General features: G+C 54.3%; 15 protein-coding genes. 6 read left to right on the top strand and 9 right to left on the bottom strand.

The features are described 5' to 3' along the window. Positions 1 to 9: 9 nt before the first annotated feature. Complete coding sequence (locus ACXI0A_RS12170) at positions 10 to 198, bottom strand: YnbE family lipoprotein (protein WP_013509194.1); 189 nt, start codon at positions 196 to 198, stop codon at positions 10 to 12. Continuing rightward, positions 195 to 2,813 (bottom strand): YdbH family protein, encoded by a 2,619-nt coding sequence (locus ACXI0A_RS12175; RefSeq protein WP_476148591.1) that lies wholly within the window; start codon positions 2,811 to 2,813, stop codon positions 195 to 197. Before ACXI0A_RS12175 ends, ACXI0A_RS12170 begins: the two co-directional genes overlap by 4 nt. Before the next feature lie 165 nt (positions 2,814 to 2,978). On the opposite strand from ACXI0A_RS12175, the gene ACXI0A_RS12180 reads away from it, so the two are divergent. Beyond that, complete coding sequence (locus tag ACXI0A_RS12180; protein ID WP_224928034.1) at positions 2,979 to 3,971, top strand: 2-hydroxyacid dehydrogenase; 993 nt, start codon at positions 2,979 to 2,981, stop codon at positions 3,969 to 3,971. A gap of 16 nt (positions 3,972 to 3,987) precedes the next feature. Here ACXI0A_RS12180 and ACXI0A_RS12185 read toward each other — a convergent pair whose 3' ends face one another. After that, positions 3,988 to 4,260 (bottom strand): putative hemolysin, encoded by a 273-nt coding sequence (locus ACXI0A_RS12185; RefSeq protein WP_224928032.1) that lies wholly within the window; start codon positions 4,258 to 4,260, stop codon positions 3,988 to 3,990. Positions 4,261 to 4,448: 188 nt separating this feature from the next. Here ACXI0A_RS12185 and ACXI0A_RS12190 point away from each other — a divergent pair, with 188 nt between their 5' ends. Both ACXI0A_RS12190 and nifJ read left to right on the top strand, forming a co-directional pair. Continuing rightward, positions 4,449 to 5,105: an MgtC/SapB family protein gene (locus ACXI0A_RS12190; RefSeq protein WP_476148588.1), complete on the top strand. Its 657-nt coding sequence runs from the start codon at positions 4,449 to 4,451 to the stop codon at positions 5,103 to 5,105. 136 nt (positions 5,106 to 5,241) lie between these two features. Next, on the top strand, positions 5,242 to 8,769 hold the full coding sequence (nifJ, locus tag ACXI0A_RS12195; RefSeq protein ID WP_476148586.1) for a pyruvate:ferredoxin (flavodoxin) oxidoreductase: 3,528 nt from the start codon (positions 5,242 to 5,244) through the stop codon (positions 8,767 to 8,769). A 37-nt stretch (positions 8,770 to 8,806) separates the two neighbouring features. On the opposite strand, the gene ACXI0A_RS12200 is transcribed toward nifJ, so the two are convergent. Next, entirely contained in the window at positions 8,807 to 9,007 is a 201-nt protein-coding gene (locus ACXI0A_RS12200) for a DUF2767 family protein (RefSeq protein WP_034821329.1), read from the bottom strand. A gap of 271 nt (positions 9,008 to 9,278) precedes the next feature. Between ACXI0A_RS12200 and ttcA the strand changes: the two genes are divergently transcribed. Beyond that, positions 9,279 to 10,214, top strand: a complete 936-nt coding sequence (gene ttcA, locus ACXI0A_RS12205; RefSeq protein ID WP_476148584.1) for a tRNA 2-thiocytidine(32) synthetase TtcA — start codon at positions 9,279 to 9,281, stop codon at positions 10,212 to 10,214. Positions 10,215 to 10,265: 51 nt separating this feature from the next. Here the strand turns inward: ttcA and ACXI0A_RS12210 are convergent, their stop codons facing one another. The 3 genes from ACXI0A_RS12210 to ACXI0A_RS12220 all read right to left on the bottom strand — a co-directional run bounded on the left by ACXI0A_RS12210 (position 10,266) and on the right by ACXI0A_RS12220 (position 13,535). Next, entirely contained in the window at positions 10,266 to 10,412 is a 147-nt protein-coding gene (locus ACXI0A_RS12210) for a hypothetical protein (RefSeq protein ID WP_224931949.1), read from the bottom strand. Between the two features lie 308 nt (positions 10,413 to 10,720). Next, positions 10,721 to 11,704: a zinc transporter ZntB gene (gene zntB / locus ACXI0A_RS12215; protein WP_034821343.1), complete on the bottom strand. Its 984-nt coding sequence runs from the start codon at positions 11,702 to 11,704 to the stop codon at positions 10,721 to 10,723. A 211-nt stretch (positions 11,705 to 11,915) separates the two neighbouring features. After that, positions 11,916 to 13,535: an ABC transporter substrate-binding protein gene (locus tag ACXI0A_RS12220; RefSeq protein WP_476148581.1), complete on the bottom strand. Its 1,620-nt coding sequence runs from the start codon at positions 13,533 to 13,535 to the stop codon at positions 11,916 to 11,918. 209 nt (positions 13,536 to 13,744) lie between these two features. Here ACXI0A_RS12220 and mpaA point away from each other — a divergent pair, with 209 nt between their 5' ends. Beyond that, on the top strand, positions 13,745 to 14,458 hold the full coding sequence (mpaA, locus tag ACXI0A_RS12225) for a murein tripeptide amidase MpaA (RefSeq protein WP_476148579.1): 714 nt from the start codon (positions 13,745 to 13,747) through the stop codon (positions 14,456 to 14,458). On the opposite strand, the gene ycjG is transcribed toward mpaA, so the two are convergent. Further along, a complete protein-coding gene (ycjG, locus tag ACXI0A_RS12230; protein ID WP_476148578.1) occupies positions 14,427 to 15,413 on the bottom strand; it encodes an L-Ala-D/L-Glu epimerase in 987 nt (328 codons plus the stop codon). The two genes, mpaA and ycjG, sit on opposite strands and share 32 nt — an antisense overlap. Before the next feature lie 154 nt (positions 15,414 to 15,567). On the opposite strand from ycjG, the gene tpx reads away from it, so the two are divergent. After that, positions 15,568 to 16,071 carry a thiol peroxidase gene (gene tpx / locus ACXI0A_RS12235; RefSeq protein ID WP_476148576.1) on the top strand — a complete coding sequence of 168 codons (504 nt, stop codon included), beginning with the start codon at positions 15,568 to 15,570 and terminating at the stop codon, positions 16,069 to 16,071. A gap of 74 nt (positions 16,072 to 16,145) precedes the next feature. Here tpx and tyrR read toward each other — a convergent pair whose 3' ends face one another. Further along, positions 16,146 to 17,711, bottom strand: a complete 1,566-nt coding sequence (tyrR, locus tag ACXI0A_RS12240; RefSeq protein WP_476148574.1) for a transcriptional regulator TyrR — start codon at positions 17,709 to 17,711, stop codon at positions 16,146 to 16,148. Between the last annotated feature and the right edge of the window lie 101 nt (positions 17,712 to 17,812).

Consider the following 17,812-nt stretch of genomic DNA (forward strand, 5'->3'; position numbering starts at 1 on the left):
TGCCGCTCCTCAAAACAGGCCGCTTTGATTTTTCAGCAACGCTTCCACATCTTTATCTACCTTGATGTGGATTTCATGTTCGATCTTCACGTTCATATTGATGGTGATCGGCTCTTTCGGCGCCGCCACTTCAATACGCGGCACGCAACCGATCAGCGGCAGTCCAGCTGCCAACACCAGCAATGCCCTGAGGCTCATGGTTGGGGATCCTTCTTCGATGGCAGGGTGGCATTTTGTTCCACCCAGGATTGCAAATTATCGCCAAAGCGCAAACTGCGCCACAGCTGGAAAAGATTTTCCTGATGCCGATAGTTGAGGTTAATTGACTGCCGGCGATTACTAAACTGGCTGGTGCCCTTCACTTCCGACTGCATCGTGAGGTTGCCGAAGTTATCGAGGTCCAATGTGGCCCACGAACGGGAAATCTCCATGTAGCGCAGCCAGTCCATGGCGGCGCCCGCGGCAAAGTTATTACTGACAATGGCATCGGCCATATCTTTATCCATGCGGAAGGTCAGCGGGCCGCTGTTGGCGATCCAGCCCTTCTCAATCAGCCATTGCGGATTATTTACCCACAGCGGCAGCTCGCCGTTTACTTTGCCCGACATGGCGAACTGCTTGGGTTTGATCGCCGTGATCAGCTTGCTCAGGTTGATTTCACGCAGCGAAACACGCGCGGGTTCATGCTGCGGCATGCGCAGTTCAGGCATGCTGACGTGGCCGCCTAAAAGATCGAGATTGACGTTGCTCAGCGTCAGCGGCTGGCGCTCTTGCCACGGATAGTGGCCCTGTAAATCAGCAGTGATGTTCTGCAACGCAAACTGGTTTTTCACTTCGGCGATGCGCAGTGAAACCGGACCACGCCGTCCTAGCTGCCATTGGTGATCCTTGAGGCGGAACGGCAGCGTGAAGTCGATGCCATTGATCTCACTGTCTGGCATCCACACACTGCCCTTTTTCACCGCCCAGAAACCACCGGCTTCGAAGCCCTGTTTCGACGCCGCAGAAAACGCCATTTGTGCACGAAGTTCACCTGACTGAATGCGCATCTTTAAATCGCTGCTGAGCAACGGCTGAAACACCGTCAGTGACTGAGCTGGCCACCAGGCTTCACCGCGCAGACGTTCACCATCCCAGCGACCATGCACCCGCACCGGGCCAATATCCTCAGCGGTTAACTGCCCACGCCAGATAAAGCGACTCGGATCGCTGCCTTTGGCCTCGAAGCTCAATTCCGAAGGCGGCAGCCAGCCGCCATAGCTGAACTGCGTCTGACCTGACTTCAAGGTAAAACCACCGTTAAACGCCGGATGCTCGACATCTCGCTGCCAGCGAACCGGTGCGGTTAGGGTTAAGCGCGGTTTATCAACCTGCACCATGCCGTAAGCCAGTTGATCAAAGCCGGTGTTGAGTGTGTCCAGACTGATTAACGTATCCTGCCAGCTACCCGTGCCCTTCACATCCCATTTAGCATTGAGCGGCTGCATCTCGCCATCGCCCCAGTATCGCCAGTTCCAACGCCCGCTGTCTGGCCAGAAATCGCTGGCGCGGCCATCAAGATGCAGCGTAAAACGCCCGAAACTGGGATCGTGAGCTTTTAGAATGGCTTGTAATCTGCCGTTAATACCGCGCGAGGCAAGCGTCACGCCCGCTAACGGCCAGCGCGCTTCATCCACTTCCAGCGTCGACAGTAAGCGACCGCGCAAACGCAGCAGTGCACCTTGTTTAAGGCTGACCTGCGGGTCGGTCAGCATGCCGTGCAGCACACCCGGCATGCTGCCAAACAGTTGCAGATCGGCAAATTTACTTTCACCCGTGAGCTGGAACGGCAAGTTGCTGTCGGTCAGACTCAGGTTGCCGGGTCCGATACTTAACACCAGATTACCCTTACCGCCACGTCCCTGAGTTAGCAGGTTAAATCGTCCGCTGACCTGGGTGTTTTCCAGCCCTTGTTGCCAGTTGTCCAGCGTGAGCGCCAACCCCCCCGACAGCGGCTGATCGGCTTGCGGCCAACGCCAATGCCCCTGGGTGATACGAATCTGCTGCTCATCGACCTGCCACGGTAACTGCAACAACGGCTGATCGTCGCCCTGCTGATTCACCACCAGCGTGCCCTGCTGCTGCTGCCAGTTAAGCGTCACCGCCAGCGGCTGCGGCCACTGCGCCAGATTGACATCACCGCTAAGTTCGCCTGCAACCGGTAAACCGTTGGCAAAGGTGGGCAGCGTCAGTTCACCGTGCAAATCGAGTGGTTTAGGAAGTAAAGGATGACTGAACTGGAGTTGTGCGATCTGTAGTTGTTGCCCCTGCAAACGCGCATCAAGCTGGAGGTTATCGCCCTGATAATACAACTGCTGGGCGCTTTTATCGAGGCTGAGATCAAAACGACCGGCATATTGCTGCCAGGGTAAAATACTCAGTTGCTCCAGATGGATATCGGCGCCCGGTAGCATCTGCTGCCATTCAGCCAGACTGCGCGGTGCACCGCTGGCATCGTTCTGCGGCAGAGCTTGCAGGCAATCGCTGTTGAGCTGCACAGCCTGCGCACTGAGCTGCCAGCGTTGATGTTGCCAACCCAGCGCCACATCTTTGACATTCGCCAGTTCGCAATCACCGGCCAGATAGCGTACCGCCGGAAAATGCACGCCGCCGTTATGCCAGCGCGGTGAACCAGTCAGTTCCACACGGGTATTTTCCGGCAGCCAGATGCCCGCCAGACGCGGCAACCATTGCGTCAGCGTCAGCAGCAATCCCAATAGCAGCAGTATCAGCGCCAGTAGCGCAGCAAGAGTTCGACGGAGGCCCCGCGTCATGGCAGCTAACTATCCTGTTCTTTACGCAATCCTGACGGAGATGATGTCATGTTATGCCCGGCAAATGAAGGTGTTAGCTATATAGCCTGGCTGAAGATCAGCAAAATGATGCAGAAAACGTTATTCTGTGATGATACCGACATGACATTTTTCAGGAGCGAAACAATGAAAGTTGCGGTTTACAGTACCAAACACTACGACCAGAAATACTTTGAACACGTCAATGCCAACTTTGGATTTGAGTTGCAGTTCTTTGACTTCCTGCTGAGTGAAACCACGGCCAAAAATGCGGCGGGCTGCGATGCCGTCTGCATTTTCGTTAATGACGATGGCAGTAAAGCGGTACTGGAAGAACTGGCTGCGCTGGGCGTCAAGACTATCGCGCTACGCTGCGCCGGGTTCAATAATGTCGATCTCGAAGCAGCCGAAGCGCTCGGTCTGCAGGTGGTGCGCGTACCGGCCTACTCGCCGGAAGCGGTGGCTGAACACGCAGTGGGTTTGATGATGACGCTGAATCGCCGCATTCACCGCGCCTATCAACGCACGCGTGATGCTAACTTCTCACTGGATGGCCTGACCGGCTTCAATATGCACGGCAAAACCGCGGGCGTAGTTGGCACCGGCAAAATCGGTGTGGCAACCATGCGAATTTTGAAAGGCTTTGGCATGCGCCTGCTGGCGTTTGATCCCTACCCAAGCGCGGCAGCCCAGGAGCTGGGAGCAGAATATGTCGACCTGAAAACGCTGTTTGCTGAATCTGATGTCATCACATTGCACTGCCCGATGACGCCAGAAAACCATCACTTATTGAATGCGCACGCGTTTAGCCAGATGAAAGATGGCGTGATGATCATTAACACCAGTCGCGGAGGTTTAATTGATTCGCAGGCCGCGATTGATGCGCTCAAGCAGCAGAAAATTGGATCGCTGGGGATGGACGTGTACGAAAACGAGCGCGATCTGTTCTTTGAAGATAAGTCCAATGACGTGATACAGGACGATATTTTCCGTCGCCTGTCAGCCTGCCATAACGTGTTGTTCACCGGCCATCAGGCATTTCTGACTGCCGAAGCCCTGACGGCAATTTCCGAAACCACGCTCAGCAATTTGCAGCAGCTTGAACGTGGCGAAACCTGCCCGAATCAGGTGAAAGCGTAAAGATGTGGCGCCTGCCTCAGCGGGCGCACTGTCCACCCATCAACGCCTGCTCGTCACAACGACGGCCGTTGGCTAACTGACACATGCCAATACGCGATCCATCCAGCTGACGTGAAAACGCCAGTGTTCCCCCGGCATTATTGCAATTCACTTCGGCCATAGATGCCATGATGACATGCGGTTGAACGTGTGCTGCGGTAGCCTGTTGCGGTGGTTCGTCATCACTGTTGCTGCTGCAGGCAGAAAGTAACAGTGCTGCACCGGCCAGCATTAAGGTAGCGGCTTTCATCGGTCGGGCTCCGGGGAGTTGGGCGTAAAAGAGGCACCAGCATATGTCAGGTGCCATCAGGGGTCGATAGGCGACACAGCTTTTTACAAAATTTATTATCGCCTTTTGCAAGCAGAATTATCCTGATTGGACCTGATTAACCTTTTCTGATCGAAATAATCCTATTTTTCAATGCATAAGGAGGAATCATGCTAACGGACATGTTAATCCGTATCGCGCTTGCTGGAATACTGGGTGGATTGATTGGCCTTGAACGTCAAATGCGCGCCAAAGAGGCCGGTTTGCGCACCCATATTTTGGTCGGTATCGGCAGTGCCATGTTTATGCTTGTGTCGAAATATGGCTTTTCAGACATGCTGGATAGCGATCACGTGGCGCTCGATCCCAGCCGAATTGCCGCGCAGGTGGTGAGTGGAATGGGCTTCCTCGGAGCCGGTACCATCATCATTCAAAAACAGGTGGTCAAGGGTTTAACCACCGCAGCAGGATTGTGGGTCACCGCAGCCATTGGTTTGGTCATTGGTAGCGGCATGTATGAGATTGGTATTTATGGCACGGTGTTAGCGCTGGTGGTGTTAGAAACCTTCCGCCGTATCAGTCACTGGCTGATTGGCCGACACCATACGTTGATGGTGCACCTTAAACCGAAAAGTGTGCCGTTGGTGTTGCTGGTGCTACAGCGCGAAAATATCCGCTACGGTCATATCGCCGTGGTGAACCGGGATGAAGAGAATGGCCTGTGTGAACTGAGCGTTGAAGTGACATTGTCACGTAGCGCCGCTATTCACACCATCTACGATAAAGTGATGGAAATCAAAGGCGTTCAATCCTTAGAAATGATGTAAAAATCGACAACCTTAGATGGCAGTGCGTTCCCCTGTCGCCACCACACAGATGAAAAAGTCCGGCCAAATCGCTTTGCTAAACTGAATCATTACCCCCGTAAACTTTCGGGTTTCTCAGCGTAGCAAAGGACGATTTATGATTACCGTCGACGGCAACGGTGCGGTGGCTTCGGTCGCTTTCCGCACCAGTGAAGTGATCGCCATTTATCCCATCACGCCCAGTTCCACCATGGCGGAACTGGCCGACAGCTGGTCTGGCGAAGGTCGCCGCAATATCTGGGGTGATATCCCTCGCGTAGTGGAGATGCAGTCAGAAGGCGGCGCCATTGCTACCGTACACGGAGCCTTGCAGACCGGTGCCCTTTCCACCACGTTTACGTCATCACAGGGCCTGCTGCTGATGATCCCGACGCTGTATAAACTGGCCGGGCAGCTGACGCCGTTTGTGCTGCACGTCGCAGCGCGTACCGTCGCTACACATGCTTTATCGATTTTTGGCGATCACTCTGATGTGATGGCCGTACGCCAGACGGGTTGCGCGCAACTGTGTGCTTCCAGCGTGCAGGAAGCGCAGGATTTCGCGTTGATCTCTCAGATGGCTTCACTCAATAGCCGCGTGCCCTTTATTCACTTCTTCGACGGTTTCCGTACCTCACATGAGATCAACAAGATTGTCCCGATCAGTGATGAAACCCTGCAAGCACTGATGCCAGCAAAAGCGATCGCAGAACATCGTGCACGCGCACTGACGCCGGATCATCCAACGATTCGTGGAACCTCCGCCAATCCTGATACCTATTTCCAATCGCGCGAAGCCACTAACCGCTGGTACGACGCCTGTACCGGCCATGTTGAAGACGCCATGGACGCGTTTGCCGCTAATACCGGCCGCCACTATCAGCCGTTTGAGTTTTATGGCCACCCGCAGGCTGAGCGCGTAATCGTGATGATGGGTTCGGGCTGCGGCACCGCCGAAGAAGCGATTGATGTTCTGTTGCAGCGCGGCGAAAAGGTCGGGTTGGTGAAAGTGCGCCTTTATCGTCCGTTCTCAGCGGCGCATCTGATTAAAACGCTGCCCACTTCGGTTCAGCGTGTGGCGGTGCTGGATCGCACCAAAGAGCCCGGCGCGCTGGGTGAACCGCTGTTTCTGGATGTGATGACGGCACTGGCTGAAGCCTTTAGCCGGGGTGAACGCCCGACGCTGCCGAGAGTGATCGGCGGCCGCTACGGTCTGTCATCGAAAGAATTTGCCCCTGATGCCGTGCTCGCCGTGTTTCGTGCGCTGCTGCGTGAACAACCGCCTGCGCGTTTCACCGTGGGTATTTATGATGATGTCACGCATTTATCGCTGCCGATGGAAGCGAATATTGTGCCGAACCTGGCACGGCTCGAAGCGCTGTTTTACGGCCTCGGCAGTGACGGCAGCGTGAGCGCCAGCAAAAACAATCTGAAGATCATCGGCAATGCCACGCCCTGGCATGTGCAGGGCTATTTCGTCTATGACTCGAAAAAAGCGGGCGGCCTGACAGTTTCCCATCTGCGCGTCAGTGAACATCCCATCCAGTCGGCGTATCTGGTGCAGCAGGCGGATTTTATTGGCTGCCATCAACTGCAGTTCATCGATAAATATTCGATGCTCGATCAGCTCAAGCCGGGCGGCATTTTCCTGCTGAATACCCCTTATGCCGCCGATGAAGTCTGGTCACGTCTGCCGCAGGAAGTTCAGAGCCAGCTTAATGACAAGCAGGCGCGGTTTTATGTCATTAATGCAGCGCGTATTGCGCGCGAATGCCAGCTTGGTGCACGCATCAACACCGTCATGCAGATGGCGTTCTTCCAGTTGACGCAGATCCTGCCCGGCGACAGTGCATTAATCGAACTGCAAAACGCTATTTCGCGCAGTTACAGCAGTAAAGGTGAGGAGCTGGTGCAACGTAACTGGCAAGCGCTGGTAATGGCACAACAGGCGCTGGAAGCGGTGCCGCTACAGGCGGTTGATCAGCACAGCCCGCATCGTCCGCCGGTGGTATCCGATAGCGCACCGGATTTTGTCAAAACCGTCACCGCCGCCATGCTGGCAGGATTAGGCGACAAATTGCCGGTGTCCGCACTGCCGCCAGACGGCACCTGGCCCGTTGGCACCACACAGTGGGAAAAACGCAACATCGCCGAAGCGATTCCGATCTGGCAGCCTGACCTGTGCACCCAATGTAACCACTGCGTAGCAGCCTGCCCGCACGCGGCGATTCGCGCTAAAGTCGTTACGCCTGAGGCCATGGACTTCGCACCTGATTCCCTCGCTTCTCTCGACGTCAAATCACGCGATATGCGCGGCCAGAAATACGTGTTGCAGGTGGCACCAGAGGATTGCACCGGCTGTAATCTGTGTGTCGAAGTGTGCCCGGCCAGCGATCGCCAGCATCCGGAGATCAAAGCCATCAACATGCAATCGCGTCTTGAGCATGTTGAAACCGAAAAAGTGAATTACGATGCGTTTCTTGCGCTGCCGGAAATCACGGCAGAACAACTGGAACGCATTGATATTCGCACCTCACAACTGATCACGCCGCTGTTTGAATATTCAGGTGCCTGTTCCGGCTGCGGGGAGACGCCGTATATTAAGTTGCTGACGCAGTTGTATGGCGATCGCCTGTTGATTGCCAATGCCACCGGTTGCTCATCCATATATGGCGGTAATCTCCCCTCCACACCTTATACCACCAACGCCGAAGGACGCGGACCGGCATGGGCCAATTCCCTGTTTGAAGACAACGCTGAATTCGGGCTCGGTTTCCGCCTGAGCGTTGATCAGCAAAAACAACGTGCGCTACGTCTGTTAGATCAGTGTGCGCCACAGTTGCCCGAAGCTTTAGTGGCAGCATTGAAAGAGGAAAATGTCCTGCCCTCGGTTCGTCGCGAGCAAATAGTTGAACTGCGTCAGCAGCTGGCGGCTTCATCATCAGCGCACGCAGACGAATTGCAGGTTATCGCCGATGCGCTGGTTGAGAAATCTGTCTGGCTAATCGGGGGCGACGGCTGGGCGTACGACATCGGTTATGGCGGTCTTGATCATGTGATGAGCCTGAGTGAAAACGTCAACGTGCTGGTTCTCGACACCCAGTGCTACTCCAATACCGGTGGACAAGCTTCCAAAGCTACGCCGCTCGGTGCAGTCACCAAGTTTGGCGAACAAGGCAAGCGTAAAGCACGTAAAGATTTAGGCGTTGCCACCATGCTGTACGGGCATGTTTATGTGGCACAAATCTCGCTGGGCGCACAGTTGAATCAGACGGTGAAAGCGATTCAGGAAGCGGAAGCCTGGCCCGGTCCCTCGCTAATCATCGCCTACAGCCCGTGTGAAGAACACGGATATGATTTGGCTTATAGCCATGAGCAGATGCGATTGTTAACCACCAGCGGATTCTGGCCGCTGTATCGTTATGACCCTCGTCGTGCAGAGCAAGGTAAAGCGTCACTGGCGCTGGACTCTCGCCCGCCAACCTCAGTGCTGGAAGACGCATTGATGAACGAGCAGCGTTTCCGCCAGTTGCAAACCCGTGAACCGGAAGCCGCCGCGCAGTTATGGCAGGAGGCAACCGAAGCCGCCAATCAACGTTATCAGCGACTGGCGGAAATGGCCGGTAAAGCAGAGAAAAGTGACTAGATGAATTAAGCCCGGCGCGCTTGCCGGGCTTAATGATTTAACAGGGTTGAAGCTGAATAATTGCCATCTCAACCGCGCGATTGGGCGAGCCGGTTAATTCCCGATAGCGCAGTTGCAGATTGCGCAACTCCGTCGCTACCACCTCTTTTTCTGTTGCTGATCCCCGCTGCGCCAACTCGAGATAACATTGCCCGACTAGCCGGCACGCTTCTTCAAAAACCATGTCGTACGTTTGCATCTGCCTCTCCTCACCTTTAGAAACTAAAAAAAACACTTCATCCATCCTGTCAGGCAGCGATGCGCGCAATCTTTACCCAGATCAATAAATGGGCAGATTGTTCTGGCAAAGTGTGCGGTTTTATCGCAGGAATCCGTGAAAAGAGATCACATCAGACTGGCATTCGCGTGCGCAATCCGTACCATACGCACTCATGTCATAGGGGTTTATTGCCGCTGAAGCGTTATTCAGCCGCCAACGACCCTTGCGTTCATTCTCAAGCGTGAAAATAATGTCAGAAAATCAAGAAGTAACGAAGAAAGAACAATATAACCTGAACAAGCTTCAGAAGCGTCTGCGTCGTAACGTGGGCGAAGCCATTGCTGATTTCAACATGATTGAAGAAGGCGATCGCATCATGGTTTGCCTGTCAGGTGGTAAAGACAGCTACACCATGCTGGAAATTTTGCGCAATTTGCAGAAGAGCGCGCCGGTGAACTTCTCACTGGTGGCGGTCAATCTCGACCAGAAACAGCCAGGATTCCCGGCGCATATTCTGCCCGCGTATCTGGAAGAACAGGGTGTCGAGTATAAGATCGTTGACGAAGATACTTACTCCATCGTTAAAGAGAAGATTCCGGAAGGCAAGACCACCTGTTCGCTCTGTTCACGTTTGCGTCGCGGGATTCTTTACCGCACCGCCACCGAATTGGGCTGTACCAAGATTGCACTGGGCCATCATCGCGACGATATCCTGCAGACAATGTTTCTGAACATGTTCTACGGCGGCAAAATGAAAGGCATGCCACCGAAATTGATGAGTGATGATGGCAAGCATATCGTCATTCGTCCGCTGGCCTATTGTCGCGAAAAAGACATCATTCGCTTTGCCGAAGCGCGCCAGTATCCGATCATTCCGTGCAACCTGTGCGGATCACAGCCGAACCTGCAGCGTCAGGTCGTCGCCGATATGCTGCGCGATTGGGATAAACGTTATCCTGGCCGTATTGAAACCATGTTCAGCGCGATGCAGAACATCGTGCCATCGCACATGGCGGACATTAATTTGTTCGACTTTAAAGGCATTCAACACGGTGATGAAGTGGTCGACGGCGGCGATATTGGCTTTGATCGCGAAACCCTGCCGGTAAAACCTGCTGGCTGGCAGCCGGAAGAAGAGGATGCATCCGCATCAAGCGTGCGCCTGGATGTGCTAGAAATTAAGTAATCATCAGTGATTCAAATTAAGGCGCAGCGCTTCGGCTCTGCGCCTTTTTTATTACCGATGCGGAGGTGGATCGATAATAGGCGGAAACTCAGGATCGTGTGGAGGATCCGGTTCCGGAATCGGCTGCGGATGAGGAATCGGCTCTGGGATCGGTGGCGGATCGGTTGGGATAGGTTCGCTGGCAATAAATGCTTGCATGCCCTGCTCCTTGTCGCTGAATGTCCTTTAAGCATAGGAAAGGAAGCGCAACCAAGCCAAGCGGGCAAAAAAAAAGCCGGCGGATTAGCCGGCGTTGTACGAATCAAATGTGCTATGCAGTAATTCTAAAAAAGGAAGTAAGACAATATGGAGCGCAACGCCCATCGCTTGACGTTGCATTCACCTGCGAGAGAGAGTTTGCCCCTGTTAGGCGATCCACTTATTGATATCGATCAGGTTTTTCCCGCTTTTCTACCTGTGGCATCTTATTTAACAGCGGGTTTCCGCTTTATAACGTAGTACTTACACTACAACCAGTTACGCCGTTTGAGCCATATCGCCACACCCACTACCATCACCAGCAGCAACACGCAGAAAGCCGTAAAGCCCAGCGGCCAGCTACCACCGGGAATACCGCCAAGGTTGACGCCAAATAAACCGGTCAGGAAAGTGGCAGGCAGGAAAATCATCGCCATCAGCGACATGGTATAGGTACGGCGGTTCATTGATTCAGCCAGCAAAGACGCGACTTCATCGGCCAGAATGCCGGTACGCGCCACGCCAGCATTCAGATCATCCAGCCCGCGCCCCAGACGATCTGCCACATCCTGCATACGGCGGCGATCGTCATCATTCATCCACGGCAGCTTTTCACTCGCCAGTCGGGCATAAACGTCACGCTGCGGCGCCATGTAACGACGCATTACAATGAGCTGTTTCCGCAGCAATGCCAGCTCACCGCGTGCAGGCACTTGCTGATCCATTAACGCATCTTCCAGCTCAATGATTTTATCGTGCATCTCTTCGATAAACTCGCTAGCGTGATCGGTGAGCGCATCGCAAACATCCACCAGCCAGCTGCCGCCATCCACCGGACCATTGCCGTTTTGCAAATCGGCCAGCACTTCATCAATGGCGTAGACTTTGCGACGGCGCGTAGAAACAATCACTTTGTCGTTGATAAACACGCGCATGGCAACGAGTTGATCAGGTCGTGAATCGGCGTTGTGATTGACGCTGCGCAGCACAATCATAAAACCGTCGCCTAAGCGCGTAACGCGAGGACGCATGCTGTCGCCCGCTAACGCATCGCGCACGGAATCGGGGATCAAAGGGGTATTTTGCAGCCACTCGGCACTTTGGCGTTGTGTGTAGTTCAGATGCAGCCAGCACGGACGTTCACAGTTAATGACATCTTTATCTTCAATCGGGATAACTCCGCCTTTACCATCCAACTGGCAGGAGATAATCGCATCCGAAACTTTTAATGCTTTTCCTTCAATGACGTTCACTGACTCGCCTCACTATCAAAATCAATACGATACAGTCTAGCGTGGCGCAGACGAGTTGCAATCATCAGGCTGTGAGCAAAGATGACAAGGAAGCGGCTAGCGCCAGAGAAACATGAGCAGACGCGGTGCAATGGAATGCGCCTCCTTACCCGTTGGACCGGTTAAGAAGCACGCACTCAATCACGCCGCTCTGCTGATTGACGCGGTTAAATCAATGCTTTTCGATCCACAGCTCGCGGCTGTAGGCGACATCTTCCGGGTTAGTGATCGGATATCCTTTCACAAACGGCTTGATTAGACGTCCGTTGGTGTATTGATAGATCGGTGCGATAGGCGCCTGATCGGCAATGATCTGCTCCGCTTTGTTGTAGTCGGTGTTCCGCGCAGCCACGCTGGTTTCCATACTGGCCTTATTCAGCACCGCATCATAATCCGCGCTGTGGAAACGGGCGATATTACCAGTGTGTGTTGATGTCAGCAGACTCAGGAAAGTGGAAGGCTCATTGTAATCCCCGACCCATGACGCGCGAATCACGTCGAAGCTACCGCTGTTACGGCTGTCAATGTAGGTCTTCCACTCCTGGTTTTGCAGCGTAACGTCAACCCCAAGATTTTTCTTCCACATTGAGGCCACGGCGATCGCGATCTTCTGATGGCTTTCCGAGGTGTTGTACAGCAGCGTCAAATGCAGCGGTTTGCCAGGACCGTAGCCAGCGGAGGTCAGCAGCGCTTTTGCCTGTGCGTTCAACTCCTGCTGGCTGTGCTGTTGCAGATAACTTTGCTGTGGCGTAAACCCTGCGGTGACGTCCGGTGTAAAGTGCCAGGCCGGTTTCTCCCCCGTTCCTAACACTTTCTCAGCGATGATGCGGCGATCGATACTCCATGACAGCGCTTTACGCACGCGCACATCGGCGGTTGGACCCTTTTCCGTGTTAAAGGCGTAGTAATAGGTGCCCAACTGATCCGGCGTATACACCTGGCCCGGCAGCTCTTTTTTCAGCAGCGCATACATATTTTTCGGGAAGGATTCGGTGATATCAATATCGCCCGCGCGGTAACGTTTTGTGGCGCTGGACTCTTCGTTAATAGGGATGAAGGTCACTTTGGTCAGGACAGAGTGGCTGTTATCCCAGTAGTGTTGGTTACGCACCAACACGATTTTTTCGTTCACCACGCGGTCCTGTAATTGATAGGCCCCGTTGCCCACTAATTTACCGGGTGCCGTCCAGCTATCAGGATTTTGCTCAATCACCTTTTGCGGCACCGGATACATCGCGGCATTCGCCACCATGCTCGGGAACCACGGCACCGGGCGTGACAATGTCACCTTCAGATGATTGGCATCGGTGGCTGTGACACCCAGCTTATCGGCACTCATTTGCCCTTTAGTGATGGCCTCCGCGTTTTCGATGCCACTCAGCGCGGCAAACCACGCAAAGGGAGAACTGTTTTTGGGTTCCACCAGGCGCTGCCAGCTGTAAACGAAATCCTGCGCGGTGACCGGTTCGCCATTAGACCAGCGCGCATCTTTGCGTAGCGTGAAAATCCATGTTTTGTTGTCGTTGCTATGCCAGCTTTCGGCCACGCCCGGCACGATTTTGCCGTGTGCGTCCTGATTGGTCAGCCCTTCGAACAGATCGCGCATCACCTGAATTTCCGGCAGGCCCACGGCTTTCATCGGATCCAGCGAGGCAGGTTCGTCTTTGATATGGCGAACAATTTCCTGAGTCGGCGCTAACTGTGCGCCCGCTGGCACATTAGCGGCGAACACCGGTGAGAAAACACCAGCAATCATTACGGCGGCCAGCGTCTTGCGGAAAGTTAATGTCATCACCACTCCTTTACCCAAAAAAATGGCGACTGCGAAGAGGTCTGCGTCGCCAGCGTCTTTGGTGACTCTATCGCAAATTGCTGATTGATATATAGCTATTTCCCTGTCTGCTGTTTACCGTTATGTTGAGGCTGAATTATCGGTCACATTTTTAATCCTGAACGCCAACCCGATTCAGGCTCTTTTGCACGATTTCAGAGAGGAATGTCATGTCGTCACATCATCCCCGTCCGCTGCGCGGCAAACTCGACGCGGTCTGGCAACAATATGGGCAATCGGTGCTCGGTGCACCGCTGCTATGGTTTCCGGCTCCGGCGGACGATGCTGAAAGTGGATTGATTATTGCCGGCACGCACGGTGATGAAAATGCTGCCGTCGCGACCTTATCCGGTGCGATGCGTACGCTGCCTGAATCGCTGCGCCGCCATCATGTGGTGCTGGCGGTGAATCCCGATGGTTGCCAGTTGGGGCTGCGTGCTAATGCGAACGGTGTCGATCTCAACCGCAATTTCCCGGCCGCCAACTGGCAAAATGGCGACACAGTATATCGCTGGAACAGCGCGGCGGATGAGCGTGATGTGGTGCTGTCGACGGGCAGCAGCCCCGCTTCCGAGCCGGAAACGCGCGCGCTGTGCCAACTAATCCACCAAATCAAGCCGCGCTGGGTCGTTTCCTGGCATGAACCTCTGGCCTGCATCGACGATCCGCACCACAGTCACCTCTCACAGTGGCTGGCGGAACAAACTCAATTACCGGTGGTAAGCAGCGTCGGGTATGCCACGCCAGGCTCTTTTGGCAGCTGGTGCGACGATCTCGGCTTGTTGTGCATTACTGCCGAGATGCCGCCTATTTCGGTGGATGAAGCCACCGAAGTTTATCTTGATGCGATGATTAACCTGCTGCGCTGGCAGCCGCAGGCTTAAGCACGCCGTGTGAGAAATGCAGCGACGGCTCAACATCGGCAGCCAGCCAGGTGGGGCCGTCAAGATCGGCAAATTTTGCGATCGGTGTCAGCGGTAACGCCGCGCGGATCGCACGCGAAGTACACAGCATACAGCCGAGCATCACTGCAAACCCTTGCTGACGTGCCTCTTTTGCCAGCGCCAGAGCCTCCGTCAATCCGCCGGTTTTATCCAGCTTGATGTTCACCATCTCATAGCGCCCTTTTAACTGCGGCAACTGGTCTCGCGTATGACAACTCTCGTCAGCGCAGATGGGCAATGGATGCACAAAATTCTCCAGCGCGGCGTCTTCTGCTGCAGGCAGCGGTTGCTCTAGCATGGCGACGTTGAGATCCGCCAGCAATTGGCAGCGTGCCGCCAACCCCTCTGCATGCCATGACTCATTGGCATCGACAATTAAAGTGGCTTCGGGAACAGCGGTGCGAATCGCCACCAGGCGCTCGCTGATCAGGTGGTTATCAAGTTTGATTTTCAGCAGAGTGGCGCCATGCTGCCACAGCGCCAGCGCACTGCTGGCCATGGCGTCTGGCGTATCAATACTGATGGTGTGCGCAGTGGCAATCTCCTCCGCCAACTGTACGTCGCACAGCGCCTGCAACGTTTTGCCCTGCTGCTGACGCTCCAGGTCCCACAAGGCACAGTCCAGGGCATTACGCGCGGCACCCGCGGGTAATGCCTGCTGTAACGCTGTACGCGTCATGCCGTTTTGTATTGCGGGCAGTTGACCTGCGATTTGCTGCATCACCGAAGCTTCATTCTCCCCGTAGCGTGCATAGGGCGTGGCTTCACCGACGCCTTTGATTCCGTCCTGTTCGATTTCCACCACCACGACATGGGCTTCCGTTCGACTGCCGCGTGAAATAACAAACGGCGAATGCAACGGCCAGGCTTCCGGATAACTCTTCACTGTTCTCATTATTTCTCCTTAAATCCGCAGCTTAAATGCGAGCCGCCTCGGTTTTCACTACGAAATGCGCTCGTAAACCCTTCAAAATTATGTCATAAACAAACGCTATATCTGCTCTGGTAGGCTTAATGCCAGACTTATTCTTCGCTAAAAAGGAAATCGTATGTCTCAGAATGTTCACTTCCAGGGTAACCCGGTCCCGGTTGCAGGTCACTTCCCGCAAGCAGGCGAACAAGCTAAACCTTTCAATCTGGTGGCTAAAGATCTTAGTGACGTATCCCTTTCTCAGTATGCAGGTAAACGCAAAGTTCTGAACATTTTCCCAAGCATTGATACCGGCGTGTGCGCGGCATCAGTGCGCAAGTTCAACGAGCGTTCCGGCGAATCAGACAACACAGTGGTGCTGTGCATCTCTGCCGATCTGCCGTTTGCCCAGTCTCGTTTCTGCGGTGCAGAAAACGTGAACAATGTGGTGACCCTGTCAGCGCTGCGCGGTGCTGAGTTCAAAGAAGATTACGGTGTGGCGATTGCCGATGGCCCACTGAAAGGCCTGACTGCACGTGCTGTGGTGGTGCTGGATGAAAATGACAAAGTGATTTACAGCGAATTGGTGAACGAAATCACCGAAGAGCCAAACTATGATGCGGCACTGGCTGCACTGAAGTAAGCATTTTTGATGTGATAAGGGCGCACTTCACGAAGTGCGCCCTTTTTTATGGCAGTAAGATGAGCGCTATGAAATTATTCGCTTTCCCCGCGCTTTTGCCCCAGCCCATATTCACGCAATTTATTGGCAATCGCGGTATGTGATACACCAAGGCGTTTCGCCAGTTTGCGCGTACTTGGATAAGACAAATAGAGCCGCGTCAGGACCGAACGTTCGAAGCGGCTGGTGATGTCATCCAGCGAACCCTCCATCGCTTCCTCACCTAGCGTCACATCTAATGCCTGCTCGGGCAGAACGATGTCCTGAGGACGCAACTCGTACCCTTCTAGCTGTGTCAGAGCGCGGTAGAGCGCATTTTTCAGCTGTCGCACATTGCCTGGCCAGTTATAGCGCGTCAGGAAGGGTGCCAGCTGCGCTGACAGACGCGGACGCGGTAAACCCTGCTCATCGGCAAAGCGCGCCACAAACATCTCCGTCAGCGGCAGAATGTCCAGTGGGCGTTCACGCAAAGGAGGCAAATTCAGCGTTAGCACATTGAGGCGATAAAACAGATCTTCGCGGAACTCGCCACGCTGCACCAGCTCAATCAGGTTCTTCTGCGTGGCACAAATGACGCGCACATCCACATGCACTTCATGTTCTTCACCCACGCGACGGAAAGTGCCATCGTTGAGGAAACGCAGCAGCTTTGTCTGCATGCGCGGGGACATCTCACCGATTTCATCCAGCAGCACTGAGCCGCCGTTGGCCTGTTCAAAGAAGCCTTTCTTGCCTTCCAGCGCATTCGGGTAAGCCCCAGCCGCGTGACCAAAGAGTTCGCTCTCAGCCACATCATCCGGTAAGGAGGCACAGTTAAGTGCCAGGAAGGGCTTCTTACCGCGTGCGCTGCGTAAATGGCAGGCACGCGCCAGCATGTCTTTGCCGGTGCCGGTATCGCCCACAATCAGCAGCGGCGCATCATGCATTGCCAGTTTACGTGCCTGATCGATCACCTGACGCATTTTCGGCGTCACCGCCACGATGTGGTCAAATTCTGACTCATCCGTCACGGTGAGATTTTGCAACTGACGGCCCATGCGGGCGGTGGATTTCAGCGTGATCATTGCGCCCACCGGCTGATCGCTCTGCCCTTCTTCTTCCGCCAGATAAATCGGTCGCGCTTCCATCAGGAAATCACGCCCCTGAATCACAACGTGATGTGCCTGGGCCTCCACTCGCTCATTCTCGATCCAGCGCTGGAAGTTGAAACCGGTGATCAGGGTCGCGGCGTTTTGGTTACGCAGTTTCTGCTCATCGAGATTGAACAGGTTTTGCGCTGCCGGGTTGGCGAGTTCCACTTTGCATCTAAGGTCGATTGAGAACACCGGTTCCGGCATAGCGATCAGTAATGCACTTAACGCGCGATGTTCACGCTCAGAGGGCATGTAGCTCACAGTGCGCACATCTGTTACGCCAGGTGTACGACGGATTTCCGCCATCAGCGTACTGAAGGGTTCGAATTCAAGGGCAGAAAAGTTGAGATAGATGCGACCGAGCGGCGCAATTTCAATACCGCGCAGGTCGATGTTGCGCGCAACCAGCAGGTCGAGTAGCTCGCGCGCCAGACCGATGCGGTCCTGGCAGAAAACTTCCAAACGCATTGCGATGAGCCTTAGTCAGGTTTTGATTTTAGTGATAATACGCTAACTTGCAGCGCCTCAGAAGGGGGCTGTCATGAAAAGTTGACAGTTTGAGGCAGGTG

It is taken from the genome of Pantoea sp. C1E2, assembly GCF_056491465.1.

Excerpts from the sequence above, each read along its gene's own strand:
- ACXI0A_RS12170 (WP_013509194.1), bottom strand. The coding sequence starts at position 198 with ATGAGCCTCAGGGCATTGCTGGTGTTGGCAGCTGGACTGCCGCTGATC.
- ACXI0A_RS12175 (WP_476148591.1), bottom strand. The coding sequence starts at position 2,813 with ATGACGCGGGGCCTCCGTCGAACTCTTGCTGCGCTACTGGCGCTGATA.
- ACXI0A_RS12180 (WP_224928034.1), top strand. The coding sequence starts at position 2,979 with ATGAAAGTTGCGGTTTACAGTACCAAACACTACGACCAGAAATACTTT.
- ACXI0A_RS12185 (WP_224928032.1), bottom strand. The coding sequence starts at position 4,260 with ATGAAAGCCGCTACCTTAATGCTGGCCGGTGCAGCACTGTTACTTTCT.
- ACXI0A_RS12190 (WP_476148588.1), top strand. The coding sequence starts at position 4,449 with ATGCTAACGGACATGTTAATCCGTATCGCGCTTGCTGGAATACTGGGT.
- nifJ (WP_476148586.1), top strand. The coding sequence starts at position 5,242 with ATGATTACCGTCGACGGCAACGGTGCGGTGGCTTCGGTCGCTTTCCGC.
- ACXI0A_RS12200 (WP_034821329.1), bottom strand. The coding sequence starts at position 9,007 with ATGCAAACGTACGACATGGTTTTTGAAGAAGCGTGCCGGCTAGTCGGG.
- ttcA (WP_476148584.1), top strand. The coding sequence starts at position 9,279 with ATGTCAGAAAATCAAGAAGTAACGAAGAAAGAACAATATAACCTGAAC.
- ACXI0A_RS12210 (WP_224931949.1), bottom strand. The coding sequence starts at position 10,412 with ATGCAAGCATTTATTGCCAGCGAACCTATCCCAACCGATCCGCCACCG.
- ACXI0A_RS12220 (WP_476148581.1), bottom strand. The coding sequence starts at position 13,535 with ATGACATTAACTTTCCGCAAGACGCTGGCCGCCGTAATGATTGCTGGT.
- mpaA (WP_476148579.1), top strand. The coding sequence starts at position 13,745 with ATGTCGTCACATCATCCCCGTCCGCTGCGCGGCAAACTCGACGCGGTC.
- ycjG (WP_476148578.1), bottom strand. The coding sequence starts at position 15,413 with ATGAGAACAGTGAAGAGTTATCCGGAAGCCTGGCCGTTGCATTCGCCG.
- tpx (WP_476148576.1), top strand. The coding sequence starts at position 15,568 with ATGTCTCAGAATGTTCACTTCCAGGGTAACCCGGTCCCGGTTGCAGGT.
- tyrR (WP_476148574.1), bottom strand. The coding sequence starts at position 17,711 with ATGCGTTTGGAAGTTTTCTGCCAGGACCGCATCGGTCTGGCGCGCGAG.